Genomic DNA, 18,220 nt, shown 5'->3' on the forward strand with positions numbered 1-18,220 from the left:
CTAGTTTCAGTTGCTCGTCGGACATGCCGTCAGACTCTCATCTCTCGACGTGAGTTGCCCCTGCCCACGCCCGCACCGCAACCACCCAAAGCATGACCGGCCGCGCTATCCTGAGGAAGAATGATTGACGTGGCCACCACCTGGCAGCAAGCCTGCGCGGCACTCGCGGGGGGCGACTACGACACGGCCTTTTCCATCCTGGAAGGCGCCATGCACGAAGCCCGCAAACCCGAACGCGCCCGCCTCGCCCTGCACCTGGGCAGCGTGCACGCCCTGTACGGCGACTCGGCCCTCGCCGAGATCGGCGCGGCGCTGCGCGAGGCGCGCACCCTCGACCCGGCCGTGCGCGCCGACCCGCTGCACCTCGCGCTGATCGCGGAACTCGACGCCCGCACCCACGGCCCCGACGCGACCGCCCCCGCGCAGACCGTGCGGGACGCCCCCGATCCGCTCGCCCGCTTTCACGCCATGTGCGCCCTGGCCCTGGCCGGGAAACCGCAGGAGGCGCTGGACCTGCACATTCCCATCACGGACCTGCCCCCGCACCTGCGCTGGCGGCTGCGCTCCTGGGAGGCCGACGCGCACGAGCAACTCGGCCAGACCGCCGAGGCCGTCAACCTGTACGCCGAGGCCGCGCACCACGCCGACGGCCTGAACCGCGCCGTGATGCTGCAGGAACAGGCGGCGCTGCTGCTGCAAGAAGGCCAGTCGGACGCCGCGAACGCCGCGCTGAACCAGGCCCGCCCGCTGTACCCCACGCACCCCACGCCGGACGAACTGGAAGAAGTCAGCCTGAACCTCGCCACCTGGCATTACCTGCGCGCCCAGACCCTCCTGAACCTCGGGCAGCCCGACGCGGCGCACGACATGATCCGCGAGGCCGCCCGCCTGGAAGCGCAGTACGGCGACCCCAGTTACGGCGTGGCGCTGGTGCGCGGGCAGGTCCTGACCCACCTGGGCCAGCAGGAGCAGGCCATCACCGCCTTCGAGTCGGCGCTGGCCCTGGCGACCGAAGCCGACCGCCCCTACGCCAACCACGAACTGGGCGTGGCGCTGCTGGACCTCGACCGGCCCGTCGAGGCCCGCGAGAAACTTGAGGCAGTCCTGAACGAACCCGAGTACCCCTACCTGCCCGAGGTGCTGGCCGACGTGGCCGAATGCGACTACCGCCTGGGCCGGTTGCAGGAAGCGCAACTGGCCGCCGAGCAGGCCCTTGCGCAGGGAGCCGTGGTGCCTGCCAGTCTGGTGCTGGGCAGCGTCGCCCTGGATTACTTCCAGCTGGACGAGGCGCTCGAACACTACGGGCGCGTGATCCGCGAGGCCGCTCCCGCCAGCCGTGACTGGGTCGCCGCGCACCAGATGGCCACCGACGTGATGGCCCAGCAGGGCTTCCCGGACCCCGCCGCCGCGTACGCCCACGCCCAGCAGGCCCTGACCCACACCCCGGAAAGTGACGACTGGCACGGCACGCTGCTCGACCACATCCGCAAGGCCGAGGCGCTGATGGCCGAGAAGGGCGGCAGCGGCGGCCGCATGCTGAACTGACACGGACTCCGATTGAATGGCTGATAAAGCTGCTGGGTCCGAGCGGACTCGTAGAGCTGCGTAGCAGAGCGAGTAGGCGCAAAACAGACGGAACCCGCATCAGTCGGGTTCCGTCGCGTGGCAGGGCGCCGCTCGCCCCTAGGGTTACTTCACGTCGAAGACGGTGACGGTGCCGGGTTTGCCCAGCAGGCCGGAGCCGACCATCAACTGCCGTCCGTTCTGCGACCACGCCAGCAGACCGGTGGACGTGTTGAACTTCCCGGTGCGGGTCAGCAGGGCGCCGGTGGCGGTGTCGAACACCTGCAGGGCGTTCTGGCTGGCGTTGGTCAGCACGGCCAGCCGTTTGCCGTCCGGGCTGAAGCGCAGGGCGCGCACGCTGTCCGTGAAGGGCAGGGTCTTGAAGGCGCTGGTCGCGCCGGGCTTGAGCAGCGCCACGAAGCGGTCGTAGTTCTCGTTGAAGTACACGACGGCCAGTGTGCCGCCTGCACTCTGCTGGAATTCGGTCGCTTCGGCGTCGGCCGGGAGTTTGAAGGCCAGGGTCTGCTTGCCGGTCGCCACGTCGTAGCGGAACACGTTCCCCTCGTGCGGGATCACGTAGATGCCCTTGCCGTCCGGGCTGGGCAGCGCGTCGTGAATGTCCTCGACCTTCAGTTGCTTGGCCGTGACCTTGCGGATGACCTTGCCGGTGGTGGCGTTCATCAGGGCCATGCCGTAGTACCCGCTGACCACTGCGAAGGTCCCGTCGGGCGAGGCGTGCAGGGTGTCGTACTCGGCGTCCTCGTCGAGCTTGGCGACGTTCACGTTCACTCCGGCGCGGCGTACGGCCACGTCCAGGCCGCGCAGCGTCCAGATGTTGTTCCCCTGCCCCAGGTAGGTGTCCAGGCGGCCGGTGCCGCCGACCTTCAGTTCCTGCATGCTGTTCAGGTTCAGGAAGCGGCCCAGGCCCGCGTGCGGGACGTTGCCCACGAACGCGCCGGTCCAGGCGTTACTGGACGGCAGGACGCTCTCCTGCGTGGCGGGCGCTTCGAGGTCCTGCGGGTCCAGCAGGGCCACGCGGCTGCCCAGCGCCAGCAGTTGCCCGTCGGGTCCGGCGACCACCGGGCCGTCGGTGTCGAGCATGAACGGCTCGCCGGTGGCCTCGCCGGTCTGCGGGTCGATGCGCTGCGCCTCGCCGTAGAACACGGCCAGCAGGTCCGTGTCGTTCAGGAACAGCAGCGAGTCGTCCTGCGGGTCGAGGTCCTCGCCGCCTTCCACGCTGACGGCGTCCTGTCCGGCGCGCAGGATCAGGGCCTCGCTGCCGGTGCGTACGGCGACGGCCTGCCCGTCCGGGCTGAAGCTGGCGCCCAGCGCGTCGGGTTCCTCGTTCAGGGACGCCTCGGCCAGCACGGTGCCGTCGGCGAGGGTCACGAACTGCACGCGGTCCTCGAAGGTCAGTGCGGCGCGCGTACCGTCGGGCGAGACGGCCACCCCGTAGATGTCCCCGTCGCCCAGCACGTCGCCCCGTTGCCCGCTGGCCAGGGTCACGCGTTTCAGGGTGCCGTCGTCGAGGGTCAGCAGGTTGCCCTGCGCGTCGAAGGCCAGCGTGGCGTCGTATGCGGTCTTGCCGCTGCGGATCTCGCGGCCGGTCGCCACGTCCCAGACGGTCCAAGTCTCGCTGTTCATGGCGGCCACGCGCCGCCCGTCGGGACTGACGGTCAGGCCGTCGATCTCGCCTTGCAGGGTGTAGAACCCGATGACGGTCTTCAGGGTGCGGTCCAGGATCAGGATGCCGTTGTCGGCGTTCACGGCCACCCGTCCATCGGGCAGGAACGCGCCGAACTCACTGTCCGCGCCGGGCAGCGTGTACACCTGCGCGGGCGTAAGGGTCAGGGCGGAGGCAGCGGTGCTGAGACTCAGGGCGGCACTCAGGAACAGAGCAGTGATCTTCATGAGATGCACTGTAAACAACTTCACACCGCTGCCGCGCCACACATGCGTGTGAGGGGGCCGCGGTGTGAACCGGGTTCAGAAAGGGAAGGGGGGAAGCCCGGTAACGGGCCAGTCCGGTTCAGCCGTTCAGGGCGGCGTTCAGGGCGGCGTTCAGGGTGGCCGGGTCGGCCCTGCCGCCCGTGGCGCGCATGACCTGCCCGGTGAAGAAGCCCAGCAGCGCCGTGCGCCCGCCCCGGTAGGCGTCCACCTTGTCGGGGTTGGCGGCCATGACCTGCGCGATGGCGGCGGCCAGTTCGTCGGCGCTCAGGCCCCCGGCGAGATTCTCGCGTTCGATGATGGCGGCGGGCGCCTCGCCGGTCTGCGCGGCGCGGGCCAGCACTTCGCGTGCCACACGGGTCGTGACCTGACGCGCGGCCAGCATCGTGGCCAGCGGGCGCAGGTCGGCCGCCTGCACGCGCACCTCGGCGGCCCGCAGGCCCGGCGCGAGGTCGTTGGCGGTCCAGGAGGCCACCTGCGCGAAGGTGTCGTCCTGGGCGGCCCCGGTCAGGAAGGCCAGCAGCGCCGGGTCGCGCGCCAGGGTGCGGGCCTCGGCGTCCGAGACACCCAGGGTCAGCAGGCGGGTCACCTCGGCTTCCTGCCCGGGGCTCAGGGTGGCGGGCGCGGGGCTGGGCGCAGGGGCCGCAGCGGTGTTCGCGGCGTCCGGTTTCTGCTTCCCGGTCTGTTTCCCCTGCGGCCTGGGGGCCGCCCTCGTCTCTCCGGGAGTCTCGCGGCTCCAGGTGTCTTTCAGGGTGATGATCCGCCCGAACACCAGCGCGCCGGGGCGACTGTCGACCGGGTCGCGCCAGAAGTACCCCTGCCGCTCGAACTGGTAGCGGGTGTCGGCCGGGTCGCCCGTCACGCTGGCCTCCACGAACCCACGCGTGACGCGCAGGCTGTCGGGGTTCAGGAACCGCAGGAAGCCCGTCTCGGCCGGGCGGCCCTCCGGCGTGCCGGGGGTGTCCTCGTGGCCGGGCTGTTCCGGGTCGAAGTCCGGGTTCAGGTCCTCGTCCCCGTTGGCGCCCTCGGGATTCGGCACGCGGAACAGGCGGTCGTACAGGCGGAACTCGGCGGGCACGGCGGTCGCGGCGTCCACCCAGTGGATCACGCCGCCCGCGCGGGCGTCCTCGCCCAGCAGCGTGGCGTGCACGGCCGTAACCTGTCCGCTGCCGTCCGTCTCGAAGCGGTCGGCGCGGATGATCCCGGCGCCGCGCAGACGCACGGTGCCGCCCGGCGTCAGGCGCTTGAAGCCCTTCGGCGGCTCGGGGTTGAAGTCCTCACGCTCGATGAACAGGTCGCCGCTGAGGGTCACGGGCCGCGTGGCCTGCTCGGGCGGAACGCGCTGCCCGCCGGGCAGACCCACCAGTCCGTCCGGCGAGTCGCGGATCACGTCGTGCGGCCAGTACGGCAGGTCCAGCGTGCGCGCCGGCACGGGCTGCCCGTCCGGGCCGCTCAGGGTCACGCGCAGGGGGTCCGTGACGGCCATCACGCGCGGCGCGTGGTGGTTCAGGTCGTCGCGCACGGCGTTCTCGTACACGGCGAGGTCCACGGTGCGGTTGGTGCGGCTCACGCCGATCTGCGAGGCGAAGGCCCGCACGGCCTGCGGCGTCACGCCCAGGCGGCGCTGGGCGCGCAGGGTCGGCATGCGCGGGTCGTCCCAGCCGCTCACGTGGCCCTCGTTGACCAGCTGGCGCAACTTGCGTTTCGAGACGACCGTGTACTCCAGGCTGCGCCGACCGAACTCGTACTGGTGCGGGCGCGGGTTGAAGCCCAGCCGCTCCATCAGCCAGTCGTAGATGGCGCGGTTGTCCACGAACTCCAGGCTGCACATGGAGTGCGTCACGCCTTCCAGCGCGTCCTGAAGGGGATGCTGGAAGTCGTACATGGGGTAGATGCACCAGGCGTCCCCGGCGCGGTAGTGGTGGGCGCGCAGGATGCGGTACAGCACCGGGTCGCGCAGTTTCATGTTCGGGCTGGCCAGGTCGATCTTCGCGCGCAGCACGTGCGTGCCGTCCGGGAATTCCCCGGCGCGCATGCGGCGGAACAGGTCCAGGTTCTCGTCCGGCGTGCGGTCCCGGTAGGGGCTGGGCGTGCCGACCTCGTTCGCCGCGCCGCGCAGGCGGGCCATCTCGTCGCCGCTGACCGAGTCCACGTACGCGTCGCCCTGGCGGATCAGTTGCTTGGCGTACGCGTAGTACCGCTCGAAGTTATCGCTGGCGTAGTACAGGTGCTCGCCCCAGTCCCAGCCCAGCCAGCGCAGGTCGTCGATGATCGCGTCCGCGAACTCCTGCGATTCGCCCAGCGGGTTGGTGTCGTCCAGGCGCAGGTGGTAACGCCCGCCCAGTTGCGCGGCCGTCTGGAAATCCAGGAACGACGCGAAGGTGTGCCCCAGGTGCGCGTACCCGTTCGGTTCGGGCGGAAAGCGGGTCACGACCTGCGGGTACTTCCCGGCACTCAGGTCGCGCTCGATGATCTCGGTAATGAAGTTCGGGGCCACGCGCGGCGCGGATTCACCGGCGGTGGGGGAGGGGTCGGGGGCCGTCATGCCGCCCAGAATACCGGTGTTCACGCCCCGCCACCGTCATGCTGGGTGCCATGACCCCCGCTGGCCCCCACCCGACCCCCGAACCCGTGCGCGTGCGGCGCGTGACCGACCCCGCCGACCCGGCCCTGCACGCCTTCGGCGTCATTCAGGAGCGCAGTTACTACGCGCCGGAGATGCTGATCCCGCCCGAGATGTTCGGCATGCTGATCACCCGCCGCGACCCGCAGCGCGAGGACCGGCTGCTGGTCGCGCAGACCCGGGGCGGCGAGGTGCTGGGCGGCACGCTGATCTCCCACCTGCCGCTGCCGGGACCGCTGGGCGGCGCGGTGTTCAACTCGTTCATGGCGGTCACGCGGGCGGCGCGTGGGCTGGGCGTGGGCCGCGCCCTGCACCGCGCCACGCTGGACGGCGCCCGGCAGGCGGGACTGCGCGGCGTGTTCGCCGACAGCGTTCACCCCTCCCGGCAGAGTGAGGAGGACCGCGCCGCCGAGGCCGCGACCGGCGTGGAACCGTCGGCGCGGCGCGCGGCCCTGCACGCGCTGGGCCTGCGAACCGTGAACGTCCCGTACTGGCAGCCGGTGGGCGGCCCGGACGGCGGCCCCCTGACCGACCTGGACCTGCTGTACCACCCGCTGAACCCGGACGAGACGGACCCAGACGAGATGAACCCGGACGACCGGAGCGTGCCGCTGGCGCTGGTGACCGGCGTGCTGCGCGCCTACTGGACCGGCTGGCTGGGCGAGGAGCGCGCGCAGGTCGAGGCGCAGGCCCTCGCGGAACGCTCTGGTCACGCGGCGCGGGTGGGTCTGCTGCCCGGCACGGACGCCCCGACGTACTGGTCGGGGTCAGCGGGCCGCTGATACGGACTCCGATTGAATGGGCTGCAAAGACCATTCAATCCGAGCGGATGCGAGTAGGAGCTGGGCGGGTTCCGGACGTGGAGTGGGCAGATCGGTGGTGTTCCGATCTGTTAACGAAACAGACGGAATCCGTATTAAAGCCTGCCCAGCACGCCGCGCACCTGGGTCTGCGTGTCGCGGTCCAGGCTGTCCTGTGCGGGCAGCGTGACGGCGCGGTTCAGGACGGCGCGTGCCTGCGGGTCGCGGATCAGGCTCAGGGCGATTCCGGCGTGGGCCTGCACGAACACGCTGTCCGGCGCGGCGCGGGCGGCGCGGGTGGCGAGGTCGCGGGCGCGTCCGGCGTTCCCGCCGCTGATCGCGCCGGCTTTCGCCCAGGCGCCGGCGTGCCATTCGGCCAGGATGGCCTGGATGTCCGTGCGTTCCGGCGCGAGGCTCAGGGCGCGTTCCAGGGCGGCGCGGGCCTGCCGGGCGGTGTTCAGGGCGCTCAGGGTGTACCCCCCGGCGCGGGCCTGGATGCCCAGGGCGCTGCCCAGCGCGAGGTGACTGTCGGCGCTGCCGGGCGCGGCACTCACGGCCTGCCGCCCGGCGTTCACGGCCCGCGCGGTCCAGTCGGGGCCGGCGGCGCGGTACTCGGTCATGGCGGCGGCGGCGCGGCTGGCGGTCACGGCGTCCCCGGCCTGCGTGGCGGCCGCGAAGGCGCGGGCGTACTCGCCGCTGCCCAGCAGCGTGGCTGCTGCGGAGGGGGGCGTGGCGGTCAGGCGGGGGGCGGTCAGGGCGGGGGCGGCCATGGCGGTGGCCGCGCACAGGGTCAGGATCATGAGGGAGCCGCGCTTCACGCCTGCCACGATAACGGGCGGACGTGAAGCGCGGCTGATGGACATGCGGCCCATGGACGTGCGCTCTGGCCGGAGAGGACCGGCGGGTTACGCGGCGGGCTGGTCGGTGCCGGGCCGGGTGGCGGGCGTGGGTTCGGCGTCCGGGGTGCGGCGGCCCCGGCTGGGTCGTTCGGCGTCGGCGGGCGCTGCCTGAGCGGCGCTGGTGGCGGCACTGCTGGTGGGGGTGGTGGCCGGGGTGCCGCTCTGGGCGGCGACGCGGCTCAGGGTGGTCTCGAAGGCGCGCAGGGCGTCGCTGGCTTCGAGGTCCGCGACGGCGCGGGCGTTCAGGGCGCCGAGTTCCTCGCGGGTCACGGCGTACTCGGGGGCGTCGTGGCCTTTCAGGGCGTGCAGCACGCGGTAGGCGGTGGGGGCCTCGATGGTCGCGCCCTTGCTGGTGGTGACGGTGGGATCGCTGTGCATGTCCGCGCCGATCAGGGTGATGGTCTGCGGGCTGATCAGCGTGACGCGGTCACCGCGTTCCTCCATGTGCGCGGCGAGTTGCAGCAGGCCGCGCAGGTCGAGCATGTGGTGGAACAGGTCGAGGTGGGCCAGCATGGCTCCGGCTTTTTTCAGGGTGTCCATACCCGCATTATTCTGTTTTGGGCAGAATTGTCAAGAGGTGTTTTGCATAATCAGCCCGCGCAGTTTAATTATCGACCTGACTGCGCCCGGTCAACGTCACCGGCACCTGCAATGTCTTCCCGCCCCGCAGCACCGTCAGGGTCACGGTATCGCCCGGCTGGAACGCCCGCACCGCGTACTGGAACTCGCTGAAATTCACGATCCGCTTCCCGTTCACGGCCGTCACGATGTCACCCGACACCCGCTCGTCGTTCCCGTCCAGCCGCAGCGGCTGCAACCCCGCCTTCTCGGCCGGACTGCCACGCGACACGCCCGTGAAGAACGCGCCCGGCGTGTCCCCCAGCTTCAGCAGGCGGCTCAGCGTGACGAAGTCCTTCTCGGTCAGCATGAACAGGTCCCCGAACGCCCCGCCCAGCGTGATCCCGATCACCGGCGCGTCGCGTTTCTCACCGCGTTTCAGGGCCGTCAGCCGCGCGTCGGTCACCGTGACTGGCACCGCGTACGCCCGGCTACGCCGACCCTCCAGCCGGAGGTAACTCACGATGCCCGTCACCTGCCCGGTCGCGTTCAGTACCGGCCCGCCACTGTCGCCCGGCACGACCGGCGCACTCAGTTCCAGCGTGCCCGGCGGGAAATCCGCGCGGCCCGCATCTGAATCCAGGCCCGTCAGGCGGCCCGTCTTCGGCCGCAGAAAATCCCCGTTCCCGTTCCCGATCGCCAGCGCAATGTTCCCCACGCCGGGCGCGCCGGTCGCCAGCGGCAGGAACGGCGTCCCGGCCGGGACCTTCACCCGCAGCAGCGCCAGATCATCCTGGTCGTTATACCCGACCACCTCCACCGCGTAGCGTTTGCGGTCCAGCGTCTGCGCGCTCAGGTTCCGCGCGCCCTTCACCACGTGGTACGCCGTCAGGGCCAGTCCGTCCGCCGAGATCAGCACCGCCGACCCCACCCCGTCCGGGTCGTCGCAGCGGGTCGGCACGCACTGCTCGATGCGCAGCGTGGCGGGCCGCGCCTTCTGGAACAACGCCTGAAGCCGCGACTCCTCGGCCGCCGTCAGCGGAGCCGGACGCGCCGTGGTCGCGCGCCGCTCGGCGGCACCGGGCGCGGCTGCCGGCGCCGACTGCGCGGCCACCGGCGCCGCCCAGAGCGGCAGGGCCAGCATGGCCCCCAGAAGGGCCCGGCCCGGCAGAAACGAGCGGCGGGCGGGCGTGACGGACCTGCGCGGAGCTGGGCTGGCGTTCATGCTTCAGTGTGCGCGCGCCGCGCCCGGCCGGCTGTGTCGGAAGTCCCCATCCGGCCCCCACCGTCCGGCTCCAACCGGTCCGGCCCCGGCAGGGGCTACCGCCGGGCTGTCCATCCGCCCCGCCGGGGCCAGGGCCGACCGGACGCTAGATTCCCAGGCATGACCACCCCCACGCCCGACCCGCGCGCCGTGTTCGTGTACGGCACCCTGATGCCCGGCGAACGCAACGCGCACGTCGCCCGCCGGGGCGGCCCGTTCAGCGCGCAGGAAGCCTCGCTGGGCGGTCACGACCTGCTGCACCTGCACCCGGAAGGCTACCCGGCCCTGCGGCCCAGTGCCGCGCCTCCCGGCACGCAGGCCCCGGTGCGCGGCTACCTGCTGACCTACACCCCGCAGGCCTGGGCGGCCGCGCTGCCCTTCCTGGATCACCTGGAAGGCCTGCACGAGCATCCGCCCCTGTACCGGCGCGAGCAGGTGAAGGTCGTCACGCTGGACGGGCAGTCCCGCCCCGCCTGGGTGTACCTGTACGCCCGCGAGGACCGCCTGCGCGGCGCGCAGTTGCTGCCCGGCGGCGACTGGCGGGCCGTGCCGGACCGGGACCGGCCGGGCAGCGACGAACGCTGAAGACCCCCCAGGGGAATACACAGCAGGGCGCCCAGCCGGAAGTTCCGACTGGGCGCCCTGCTGAATGTGCCGTGGATCAGCGGACGATGCGCTGGCCGCGGCGGATCTTCAGTTCGTCCGTCAGGGCGATGTACTCGTCGTAGCTGGTGCGCTCCAGGTACTTCAGCAGGCGGCGGCGCTGGCCGTTCATCAGCTGCAGGCCACGCTGACCGTGCTTGTCTTTCTTGTTGGCGGTCAGGTGGGTGCTCAGGTTGTTGATGCGGGCGGTCAGCAGGGCGATCTGCACGGCGGTGCTGCCGGTGTCTTTCTCGTGCTTGGCGTGGGTCTGGACGGTCGCTTTCTTGTCGATCATGTTGAGCCTCTCGTGTTATGAAGTCCCGCGCGCAGCAGCCGGGGTAAAATCCGCGTGCCGTTCACTCTCGTGATCCGGCGTGCAGGCCCCACCGCTCGCGGCGGCAAACGCAATGATACCACGAATGCCAGCCCTGACAAGCGCACACCTTGACTTTACGCGGAACCGCCCCTAGTATTGCTATCGCCTCTCAGAGATGCTCGGGTGGCGGAATTGGTAGACGCGCACGTTTGAGGGGCGTGTAGCTTAGCTGTGTGGGTTCAAGTCCCATCCCGAGCACCAACGAAATGACGCCGGACTCCGCAAGGGTCCGGCGCTTTCCATGCCCTCCCCACGGTCAACCGAAAACCGGGCGGCGCGGGACTGCACAGCCGCAGGCACCTGTGCTATGGTCTGGAACGCATTGCTGGCGCAGCGCAGCGTGAACGCCTGAACCTGGTCAGGGCCGGAAGGCAGCAGCCATAAGGGATGATTCGCGGGTGCCGTTGCTCACCGGCAATGCTTTTTCTTTTCAACTCCACCATGCCCCGCGCGGCCCGGCCCTCCTGCACCCAGGAACCGGGCCGCGCGTCTGTCCGGGCATGCAGGAGCGCTCAGCGGGTCAGGCGGTCCAGTTCCGACTGCGCGCCCAGTTGCCGTGACAGGCGCGCCTCGCGTTCCGTCCAGACGTGCGCCTGCGCCGTGAACCGCTCGGCGGGCCAGCCTCTCTGCGTCCACATGATCGTGTCGCCGGGCAACTGCCGGTGCGGCGGCAGGTCCGGGTTCAGCAGGGGATGGGTCGTCAGGGAAGGGGGCAGGGTCATGTCCGCAGGGTGCGCCCCGCCTGTCACGCCAGGGTGAGCGGCCGGTCAGCGGCACGTCAACGCGGAGCCCGGCTCAGCGGGTCTTGGGTTGCAGGACCAGCGACTGCGTTTCCTTCACGACCGCCACGTTCCGCAGCTGCTCGCCGTCCAGATCCCCGGCCTTCGCCAGGGCCTCGGCGCGGCGGCGGTCGATGCTGGCCGCCTCCAGCGCCGCCGCGTCCCCGAACACCTCCCGGAAGCGCTCCAGGGGGTACTCCACGCGCCGCGAGACTTTCAGGGTGGCGCGGTACAGGTCCGTCTCGGCCTGCTCGCCGCTCTGTAGCGCCGCCTTCACGCGGGCGCCCAGTTCGTCCCGTTCCGCTTCCAGGCCCAGGATCGTGTCGCGCAGCGTGGCGTAGCGTTCCAGCAGCTCGCTCAGCGTCAGGTCTTCCATGCCGCCCAGCATACGGCCCGCACCGCACCCGGCCTGCACCCGGCGCGGGGACCGGTCTGGACTCCGTTCAGGACTGCGCGCCCGCCGGGGCGTAGGATGGCGCGCATGGAAGATTCCGCCGCGCAGATTGCCGCCGACCTGGAACGCCGCATCCTGGATGCCATCCGCCGTGGGGCCAGCATGGAGGACATCGCGGACCTGAAAGACAGTGACGTGCAGACCCCGGACGCCGCCATCGCGGCCCTCAAGGACGGCAACGCCCGGTTCTTCAGCGGTCAGGCGACCCGCCCGGAAGTCAGCGCGAACGAACGCCGCGCGCAGATCATGGGCCAGACGCCCTACGCCGCGATCCTGGCGTGCAGCGACAGCCGCGTGCCGGTCGAACTGGTGTTCGATCAGGGCCTGGGGCAGCTGTTCGTGGTGCGCGTCGCCGGGAACGTGGTCGGCGAGGCCGGACTGGGCACCCTGGAGTACGCGATCCGGCACCTGGACGTGCACCTGGTCGTCGTGATGGGCCACGAGGCCTGCGGGGCCGTGGCCGCCGCGCTCATGCCCGAGGAGCGGGTCGCGGAGGAACCCGAGCACCTGCAGGCCCTGATCCGCCGTATCCAGCCCAGCGTGCAGAACATGCCGCCCATCCGCGACAAGAAGGCCCGCATGCGCGAGGCGGTGCTGAACAACGTCCGGCATCAGGTGAGCATCCTGCGCTCCCAGGCCGTCATTCAGGAAGCCGAGGGCAGCGGCCAGATCCGCGTGATCGGCGCGTACTACGAGATCGGGAGCGGCGCCGTGGACTTCCTGGTCGGCGAGGACGACCTGCGGCCCTGACGGCAGGCGGATGGCTGAAAGCAGATGGCAGATGGCTCAGCGGCCTCTGCCATCTGCCATGAGCCGTCTGCGTTCAGATCACGAATTCGCCCGCGCGCATCACGGCCTCACGGGTGCCGTCCTTCGCGACGCCGTCCACGTCGATCTCGCCGCTGCCGATCATCCAGTCCACGTGCGTCAGGCTGTCGTTCCCGCCGGCCGCCAGGAAGTCCTCCAGGGGCATGTCCACGCCGCCCCGCACGTTGAAGCGGTACGCGCTGCCGATGGCGATGTGCGACGCGGCGTTCTCGTCGTACAGGGTGTTGAAGAAGAACAGCCCCGAGCGGCTGATCGGGCTGGAGTGCGGCACCAGGGCCACCTCGCCCAGGCGGTGGCTGCCCTCGTCGGTGTCGATCATCTTCAGCAGTGCCCCCTCGCCCTTCTCGGCGCTGGCCCCCGTGATGCGCCCGTCTCTGAACTCGATGCGGATGCCGTCGATCAGCGTGCCGTTGTACGACAGCGGCTTGGTGCTGACCACCGTGCCGTCCACCCGCTCGCGGTGCGGGGCGGTCCAGACTTCCTCGGTGGGGATGTTCGCCGTGAACGTGATCCCGCCGGGCGTGTCGGCCGCGCCGCCGCCCCACACGTGATCGTCCGCGAGGCCCACCGTCAGGTCCGTCCCGCCGCCCCGGAAGTGCAGCGCGGCGTACTGCTTACCGGTCAGCAGCTCGCGGCGGCGGCGCAGGTCGGCCAGGTGCGTTTCCCACAGCGCCACCGGGTCCGGCTGGTCCGCGCGGGTCGCGGCGAAGATCGCGTCCCACTGCTGCGCGACGGCCTGCTCGGCACTCGCGTCCGGGAACATCAGTTCGGCCCAGCCGCTGACCGGCGCGCTGATCAGGTTCCAGTTCAGGCGGTTGGTCATGACCTGCGCCGTGTACGGGCGCCGGTACGCGGCCAGCGTGCGCTGGTGGGTCGCCACGCGCTCGGCGTCCACGCTGCCCAGCAGGTTCGGGTTCGTCGCGCGGATCGCCAGGACCGCGCCGCCCGCCTCGGCCGTCTCGATCTCGGCGTCCACACGCCAGCGGCTGATCTGCTCGAACGTGCCGTCCGGCGCCAGTTCGAAACGCGCCAGTTGCACGTCGTCGTCATCCCAGCGGACATCCACGAAACTGGCTCCCGCCGCGTACGCCTCGCGCACCACCAGCCGCGCCAGTTGCGCCGTCTCGACCGGCGCCTGCACCAGCAGCCGCTGGCCGGGTTTCACGCCCACGCCCACCCGGACAGCCAGCCGCGCGTAGTTCCGTAACTTCTCTTCAAACGTCAGGGTCATGCCCGGAAGGATAGCCACGCGGGGCCGGGATATACAAAAGACCGTCCCGCCTCGCCGCGCACCCTTGACGGATTCCCAAAGCGCCTTTATAGTTCTGTGGCTGGGTATCGAGGCGTAGCGCAGCCTGGTAGCGCACTACCTTGGGGTGGTAGGGGTCGTGAGTTCAAATCTCGCCGCCTCGACCAGCAAAGCACCGGAGTGATCTCTCACTCCGGTGCTTCTTTTTGTGCCGGTTTCCGGACCAGGGCGCCGTTCCCTGCGACGGGGAACGGCGCCCTGGTCATCTACGCCCGTTCGATCAGCGTACCGGCTGCGTCAATGGGGAAGTCCAGCACCCGGCCCTCCAGGCCGTTGCGGGCCATCACGCCGTTCAGGTAGGCGTGCAGGGGCGCGGTGGGTTCGCGGGTGTCGTGGAAGCACAGCACGGTGGGTCCGGCGCCGCTGAGGGCCGCGCCGAGCGCGCCGTGCTTCCAGGCTTCCTCCAGGATGTCGCTCAGGCCCGGCACGAGCGGCGCGCGCCAGATCTGGTGGATGTAGTCCTGCATGGCGTGCCTCAGCAGGTCCAGGCGGCCCTGCGAGAGCGCGGCGGCCAGCAGCGCCGCGTGAGACAGGGCGTGCACGGCGTCGGCGCGGCTGTACTCCTTGGGCAGCACGGCGCGGGCCTTGCTGGTGCTCAGCTCGAAATCCGGGATCAGGACCGTCACGCCCAGGTTGGCGGGCGGGTCCAGCCGCACGTAATGCGTGCCGAGTTTGTCCAGCGTGGCCACGACGATCCCGCCGAACAGGGCCGGGGCGACGTTGTCCGGGTGCCCTTCCTCCCGCGCGGCGACGTCCAGCACGGCCAGGTCGTCCAGCGGGCGGCCCAGCAGTTCGTTCCCGGCGACGATCCCGGCGACCAGCGCGGCGGCGCTGCTGCCCAGCCCGCGTGCCAGCGGCACGTCCGTCTCGATCTCGATGCGGGCGGGCGGCAGGGGACGCCCGGCGCGTCTGGCGGCCAGTCCCATGGCGCGGTACACGTAGTTGCTCTCGTCGGCGGGCGTTCCTTCCAGTTCTGCGCCCAGCGGGACGATCTCGGTGGTGGCCTGCGGCGTCACGCGCAGGGTGGTGTACAGCGGCACGCTCAGGCCCAGGCTGTCGAAGCCGGGGCCCAGGTTGGCGCTGCTGGCGGGAGCCCGCACGGTAAAGGTGCCGGTGGGCGGCTCCCGCGTGGGTGCGGGGGCGGCGGGGCGGTCGCGTTCAGATGGTCCGGGCATAGGTTAGGGGGCCTCCAGGCCGCGCCGGTCGGGGCGGGGCGTGCTGCCGTCATGCTACCCACCACTCCGGTGGGTGTGGGTGCGGGGGTAAGACAAATGATACGGACTCCGATTGAGTGGGCGGCAAAGACCATTCAATCCGGGCGGACTCGGAGAGCTGCGCAGCAGAGCGAGGAGGAGAAAAGCGCCCCTCCGGACGTGGAGTTGGCAACCCGGCGCTCTCCCGGGTTGAGGGCGAAACAGACGGAGTCCGTCTTGGTGTACTGCGCAACGGGGCGCCACGCCAGCGGCCCGCGTGGGGTCCTGCGGGACCCGGTATGGTGACCATGACCGGGGTGATCCGGCGGGCGCGCCTGCGTAGTTGTCTTTGGGGTCAGATCAGAAATGAGCGTTCTGGACGCTGTTCTGAAGGCCAACCTTAACGGGGATTGGCGGGACATCCATCCCGCCTTCGCCCGCCCTTGAGAAAGTACGACCTTCTACATTTGCGGGGTTTGATGAGTTTCATGCTGCATCCACAACGAGAGCAGCACACGTTGATGTCATTCGAAGCAAGAACCAAATAAATGGAGGTAGAAATCATGGGTTGGATCATTACTATTCTGGTTGGTGCACTGTGCGGCTGGCTCGCAAGCCTCATCATGAAGACGGACGCTCAGCAGGGCGCCATCGCGAACATCCTGATCGGCATCGTCGGCAGCCTGCTGGCCCAGGCCATCTTCGGCAACTGGCTCAACATCGGTGGCGCCGGTGTGGCGGGCGCGGGCTTCAGCTTCTGGAGCATCGTCTGGGGCGTGGTCGGCAGCGTCGTTCTGATCGCCATCCTCAAGGCCCTGCGCGTTCTGCGTTAACCCCACTCCCTTTCCCTCCGACCCGGACGGCGCCCAGGCCCGTCCGGGTTCTGAGTGTGTCTGACGGCCGCGTGTGTCCTGACCGCCAAGTGTGACCCGACAGCAGGGTCCGTTCCGGAATAGTGAATCGGCTTTTGCGCGAGCCTTTGCCCCTGTGCTACATTTGGACGGCTTGTCTGATTCAGGCCGGCGTGGCAGGGAACCCAGAACGGGTCGCAGCCCCCGGTCAGTTAGGAAGGATCAGGCTCAAGAAGGAGAGTCATCATGGCGAAAGTGTGCGAAGTGTGCGGTAAAGGACCGATCGTGGTGAACTCGGTCATCCGCCGCGGTAAGGCCCGCGCTGCGGGCGGCGTCGGTCGTAAGGTCACCGGCGTGAGCAAACGAGTTCAGAAGCCCAACCTGCAGCCCCTCACGGTCACCCGTGGCGGAGTCAGCCTGCGCCTGCGCGTGTGCAACAAGTGCCGCAAGGCCGTGGCCTGAGCGCTCCAGTTCAACCCAGCCGCCCCTGTCCACACCGGACGGGGGCGACTTCTTTTGGGGTATCTGCGGTTGCCACTGCGCTCCGCTCCTGAAACCTGTTGCCACGTCCGAACACCCGTACTTCCACAAAAGAGGCGGCGTCGGGGGAGTGCCCGGTACGCCGCCTCTCTCGGGTTTCTCTTCTGTCGCGGGGAACCTTGCCCCCCGCCGGTTCCCAGCGCGTCTACTTGGCGGTGCGTTTCGCCTGCTGGTCGCCCACGAAGCTGACGATCAGCAGCGCCAGCGTTCCCAGGACCACGCAGCTGTCGGCCACGTTGAAGATCGGGAAGTCACCGGCGTTCAGGGCGCGGGTCACGCCGCTCAGCAGCGGCGAGTGAATCATGTCGGTCACCTTGCCCTGCCGCAGACCGTCAATGGCGTTCCCGATCGCGCCGGCCGCGATCATCGCCAGGATGATGTTCAGCGCGCGTCCCTGCGGTTTCCAGGTCACGTACCCCAGGATGCCCAGCCCGACCAGCAGGCGGCCCAGGGCCAGCGGGACGGCGCTGCCGCTGAACAGACTCCACGCGGCGCCGGTGTTGAAGGTCAGGAGCCACTCGACCAGTCCCGGAATGAACACCTGGGGCGGCTGGCCTTCTTGCAGGTTCGCCAGCGCCCAGGCTTTCAGGGCCTGATCGGCGGCGACCAGCAGCGCAGCCAGCACGAGAGGCAGCCACACAGGCGCGCGGCGGGAACGGTCGGTCAGGGTTGGCACGCTGCGCAGTATAGAGAGCGCCATATAACGAGCGCTGTAGAGAGCGCACCCTGACATGCGTTCCCGCGCGCGGCCGGGTGATCTGTGCTTGGTGGTCTGGGTCGGGTGGTCTGGGTCGGTTCACCTTTGCGGCGGGCGGCGCGGCGCAGAATCGGAGCATGGCGAACGTTGAATCCTTCGATCTCGACCACACCAAGGTCAAAGCCCCCTACGTGCGACTGGCTGGCGTGAAGACCACGCCGCGCGGCGACTCCATCAGCAAGTACGACCTGCGGCTACTGCAACCGAACCAGGCGGCCATCGATCCGGCCGCCATTCATACCCTCGAGCACCTGCTGGCCGGGTACCTGCGCGACCACCTGACCGACGTGGTCGATGTCTCCCCGATGGGCTGCCGCACCGGCATGTACATGGCGGTCATCGGTGAGCCCGACGAGCAGGGCGTCCTGAAGGCCTTCGAGGCGGCGTTGCAGGACACGGCGGCGCACGACCGGCCCATTCCCGGTGTCAGTGAACTGGAGTGCGGGAATTACCGCGATCACGACCTGCAGGCGGCGCGCGCGCATGCCCGTGACGCGCTGGCGCAGGGCCTGAAGGTGCAGGAGACGGTGCTGCTGGAACGCTGAGGCGTCCCCGCAAACAGACCAGAGACGGTCGCCTTCGGGTGGCCGTTTGTGCGTTCAGGGCGCGAATTCCTGTTGTTTTCCCCGGACGTGAACTCTGGCATCAGGCACAGGGTGTTGACAGATTCGCTGGCGGCCTGTATCTTTTCTGAGCCTCAAGCGAGGCGCGATGCATGACAAGCGAGCGTGAAAGAGCGAGAGAAACGCGAAATACCGCGCTCCTCAAGCAACCCCACCACACCCACGGGTGAACGGCGGGCGAGCGAACAGGAGACGCATAGGAAAGATGGGTCAA

18 protein-coding genes, 2 tRNA genes and 1 other RNA gene are annotated in these 18,220 nt (G+C 69.9%); 10 read left to right on the forward strand and 11 right to left on the reverse strand.

Annotated features, from left to right (window positions below):
* Window positions 1-120: 120 nt before the first annotated feature.
* Window positions 121-1,545, forward strand: coding sequence for a tetratricopeptide repeat protein (locus IEY70_RS19795; protein WP_189066754.1), 1,425 nt, complete (start codon window positions 121-123; stop codon window positions 1,543-1,545).
* A gap of 144 nt (window positions 1,546-1,689) precedes the next feature.
* On the opposite strand, the gene IEY70_RS19800 is transcribed toward IEY70_RS19795, so the two are convergent.
* Entirely contained in the window at window positions 1,690-3,474 is a 1,785-nt protein-coding gene (locus IEY70_RS19800; RefSeq protein ID WP_189066755.1) for a WD40 repeat domain-containing protein, read from the reverse strand.
* A gap of 118 nt (window positions 3,475-3,592) precedes the next feature.
* The gene (locus tag IEY70_RS19805; protein ID WP_189066756.1) at window positions 3,593-6,055 is read right to left on the reverse strand and encodes a glutamine--tRNA ligase/YqeY domain fusion protein; all 2,463 of its coding nucleotides are present in this window, start codon (window positions 6,053-6,055) and stop codon (window positions 3,593-3,595) included.
* A gap of 50 nt (window positions 6,056-6,105) precedes the next feature.
* On the opposite strand from IEY70_RS19805, the gene IEY70_RS19810 reads away from it, so the two are divergent.
* Window positions 6,106-6,915, forward strand: coding sequence for a GNAT family N-acetyltransferase (locus IEY70_RS19810; protein ID WP_189066757.1), 810 nt, complete (start codon window positions 6,106-6,108; stop codon window positions 6,913-6,915).
* Window positions 6,916-7,049: 134 nt separating this feature from the next.
* Here IEY70_RS19810 and IEY70_RS19815 read toward each other — a convergent pair whose 3' ends face one another.
* The 3 genes from IEY70_RS19815 to IEY70_RS19825 all read right to left on the reverse strand — a co-directional run bounded on the left by IEY70_RS19815 (window position 7,050) and on the right by IEY70_RS19825 (window position 9,615).
* A complete protein-coding gene (locus IEY70_RS19815) occupies window positions 7,050-7,751 on the reverse strand; it encodes a hypothetical protein (RefSeq protein WP_189066758.1) in 702 nt (233 codons plus the stop codon).
* An 87-nt stretch (window positions 7,752-7,838) separates the two neighbouring features.
* Entirely contained in the window at window positions 7,839-8,372 is a 534-nt protein-coding gene (locus IEY70_RS19820; RefSeq protein ID WP_189066759.1) for a multidrug DMT transporter, read from the reverse strand.
* A 64-nt stretch (window positions 8,373-8,436) separates the two neighbouring features.
* Window positions 8,437-9,615: a S1C family serine protease gene (locus IEY70_RS19825; RefSeq protein WP_229778104.1), complete on the reverse strand. Its 1,179-nt coding sequence runs from the start codon at window positions 9,613-9,615 to the stop codon at window positions 8,437-8,439.
* Window positions 9,616-9,774: 159 nt separating this feature from the next.
* Between IEY70_RS19825 and IEY70_RS19830 the strand changes: the two genes are divergently transcribed.
* On the forward strand, window positions 9,775-10,239 hold the full coding sequence (locus IEY70_RS19830; RefSeq protein WP_189066760.1) for a gamma-glutamylcyclotransferase family protein: 465 nt from the start codon (window positions 9,775-9,777) through the stop codon (window positions 10,237-10,239).
* Window positions 10,240-10,315: 76 nt separating this feature from the next.
* Here IEY70_RS19830 and rpsO read toward each other — a convergent pair whose 3' ends face one another.
* Window positions 10,316-10,591, reverse strand: coding sequence for a 30S ribosomal protein S15 (rpsO, locus tag IEY70_RS19835; RefSeq protein ID WP_189066761.1), 276 nt, complete (start codon window positions 10,589-10,591; stop codon window positions 10,316-10,318).
* A gap of 198 nt (window positions 10,592-10,789) precedes the next feature.
* On the opposite strand from rpsO, the gene IEY70_RS19840 reads away from it, so the two are divergent.
* Window positions 10,790-10,873: transfer RNA gene (locus IEY70_RS19840), tRNA-Leu, on the forward strand.
* A 121-nt stretch (window positions 10,874-10,994) separates the two neighbouring features.
* Window positions 10,995-11,093: signal recognition particle sRNA small type (ffs, locus tag IEY70_RS19845), an RNA gene on the forward strand.
* 91 nt (window positions 11,094-11,184) lie between these two features.
* Here ffs and IEY70_RS19850 read toward each other — a convergent pair.
* Together IEY70_RS19850 and IEY70_RS19855 are read right to left on the reverse strand one after the other, a co-directional pair.
* Complete coding sequence (locus tag IEY70_RS19850; RefSeq protein ID WP_189066762.1) at window positions 11,185-11,394, reverse strand: hypothetical protein; 210 nt, start codon at window positions 11,392-11,394, stop codon at window positions 11,185-11,187.
* Between the two features lie 73 nt (window positions 11,395-11,467).
* Window positions 11,468-11,827, reverse strand: coding sequence for a hypothetical protein (locus IEY70_RS19855; RefSeq protein ID WP_229778105.1), 360 nt, complete (start codon window positions 11,825-11,827; stop codon window positions 11,468-11,470).
* A 105-nt stretch (window positions 11,828-11,932) separates the two neighbouring features.
* Between IEY70_RS19855 and IEY70_RS19860 the strand changes: the two genes are divergently transcribed.
* Window positions 11,933-12,655 carry a carbonic anhydrase gene (locus IEY70_RS19860; RefSeq protein WP_229778106.1) on the forward strand — a complete coding sequence of 241 codons (723 nt, stop codon included), beginning with the start codon at window positions 11,933-11,935 and terminating at the stop codon, window positions 12,653-12,655.
* Window positions 12,656-12,728: 73 nt separating this feature from the next.
* Here IEY70_RS19860 and IEY70_RS19865 read toward each other — a convergent pair whose 3' ends face one another.
* Window positions 12,729-13,964, reverse strand: a complete 1,236-nt coding sequence (locus tag IEY70_RS19865; RefSeq protein ID WP_189066765.1) for an aminopeptidase — start codon at window positions 13,962-13,964, stop codon at window positions 12,729-12,731.
* Between the two features lie 108 nt (window positions 13,965-14,072).
* Between IEY70_RS19865 and IEY70_RS19870 the strand changes: the two genes are divergently transcribed.
* A tRNA-Pro gene (locus IEY70_RS19870) sits at window positions 14,073-14,149 on the forward strand.
* Window positions 14,150-14,248: 99 nt separating this feature from the next.
* On the opposite strand, the gene thrB is transcribed toward IEY70_RS19870, so the two are convergent.
* Window positions 14,249-15,217, reverse strand: coding sequence for a homoserine kinase (gene thrB / locus IEY70_RS19875; protein ID WP_229778107.1), 969 nt, complete (start codon window positions 15,215-15,217; stop codon window positions 14,249-14,251).
* Between the two features lie 581 nt (window positions 15,218-15,798).
* Here thrB and IEY70_RS19880 point away from each other — a divergent pair.
* A complete protein-coding gene (locus IEY70_RS19880) occupies window positions 15,799-16,068 on the forward strand; it encodes a GlsB/YeaQ/YmgE family stress response membrane protein (RefSeq protein WP_189066766.1) in 270 nt (89 codons plus the stop codon).
* 264 nt (window positions 16,069-16,332) lie between these two features.
* Window positions 16,333-16,548, forward strand: a complete 216-nt coding sequence (gene rpmB, locus IEY70_RS19885) for a 50S ribosomal protein L28 (RefSeq protein WP_189066767.1) — start codon at window positions 16,333-16,335, stop codon at window positions 16,546-16,548.
* Between the two features lie 223 nt (window positions 16,549-16,771).
* Here rpmB and lspA read toward each other — a convergent pair whose 3' ends face one another.
* Complete coding sequence (gene lspA / locus IEY70_RS19890) at window positions 16,772-17,326, reverse strand: signal peptidase II (RefSeq protein ID WP_189066768.1); 555 nt, start codon at window positions 17,324-17,326, stop codon at window positions 16,772-16,774.
* Window positions 17,327-17,460: 134 nt separating this feature from the next.
* Between lspA and IEY70_RS19895 the strand changes: the two genes are divergently transcribed.
* Window positions 17,461-17,928: an S-ribosylhomocysteine lyase gene (locus tag IEY70_RS19895; RefSeq protein ID WP_189066769.1), complete on the forward strand. Its 468-nt coding sequence runs from the start codon at window positions 17,461-17,463 to the stop codon at window positions 17,926-17,928.
* Window positions 17,929-18,220: the final 292 nt, after the last annotated feature.

Source organism: Deinococcus seoulensis, from assembly GCF_014648115.1.
In the GTDB taxonomy this organism is placed as follows: domain Bacteria; phylum Deinococcota; class Deinococci; order Deinococcales; family Deinococcaceae; genus Deinococcus; species Deinococcus seoulensis.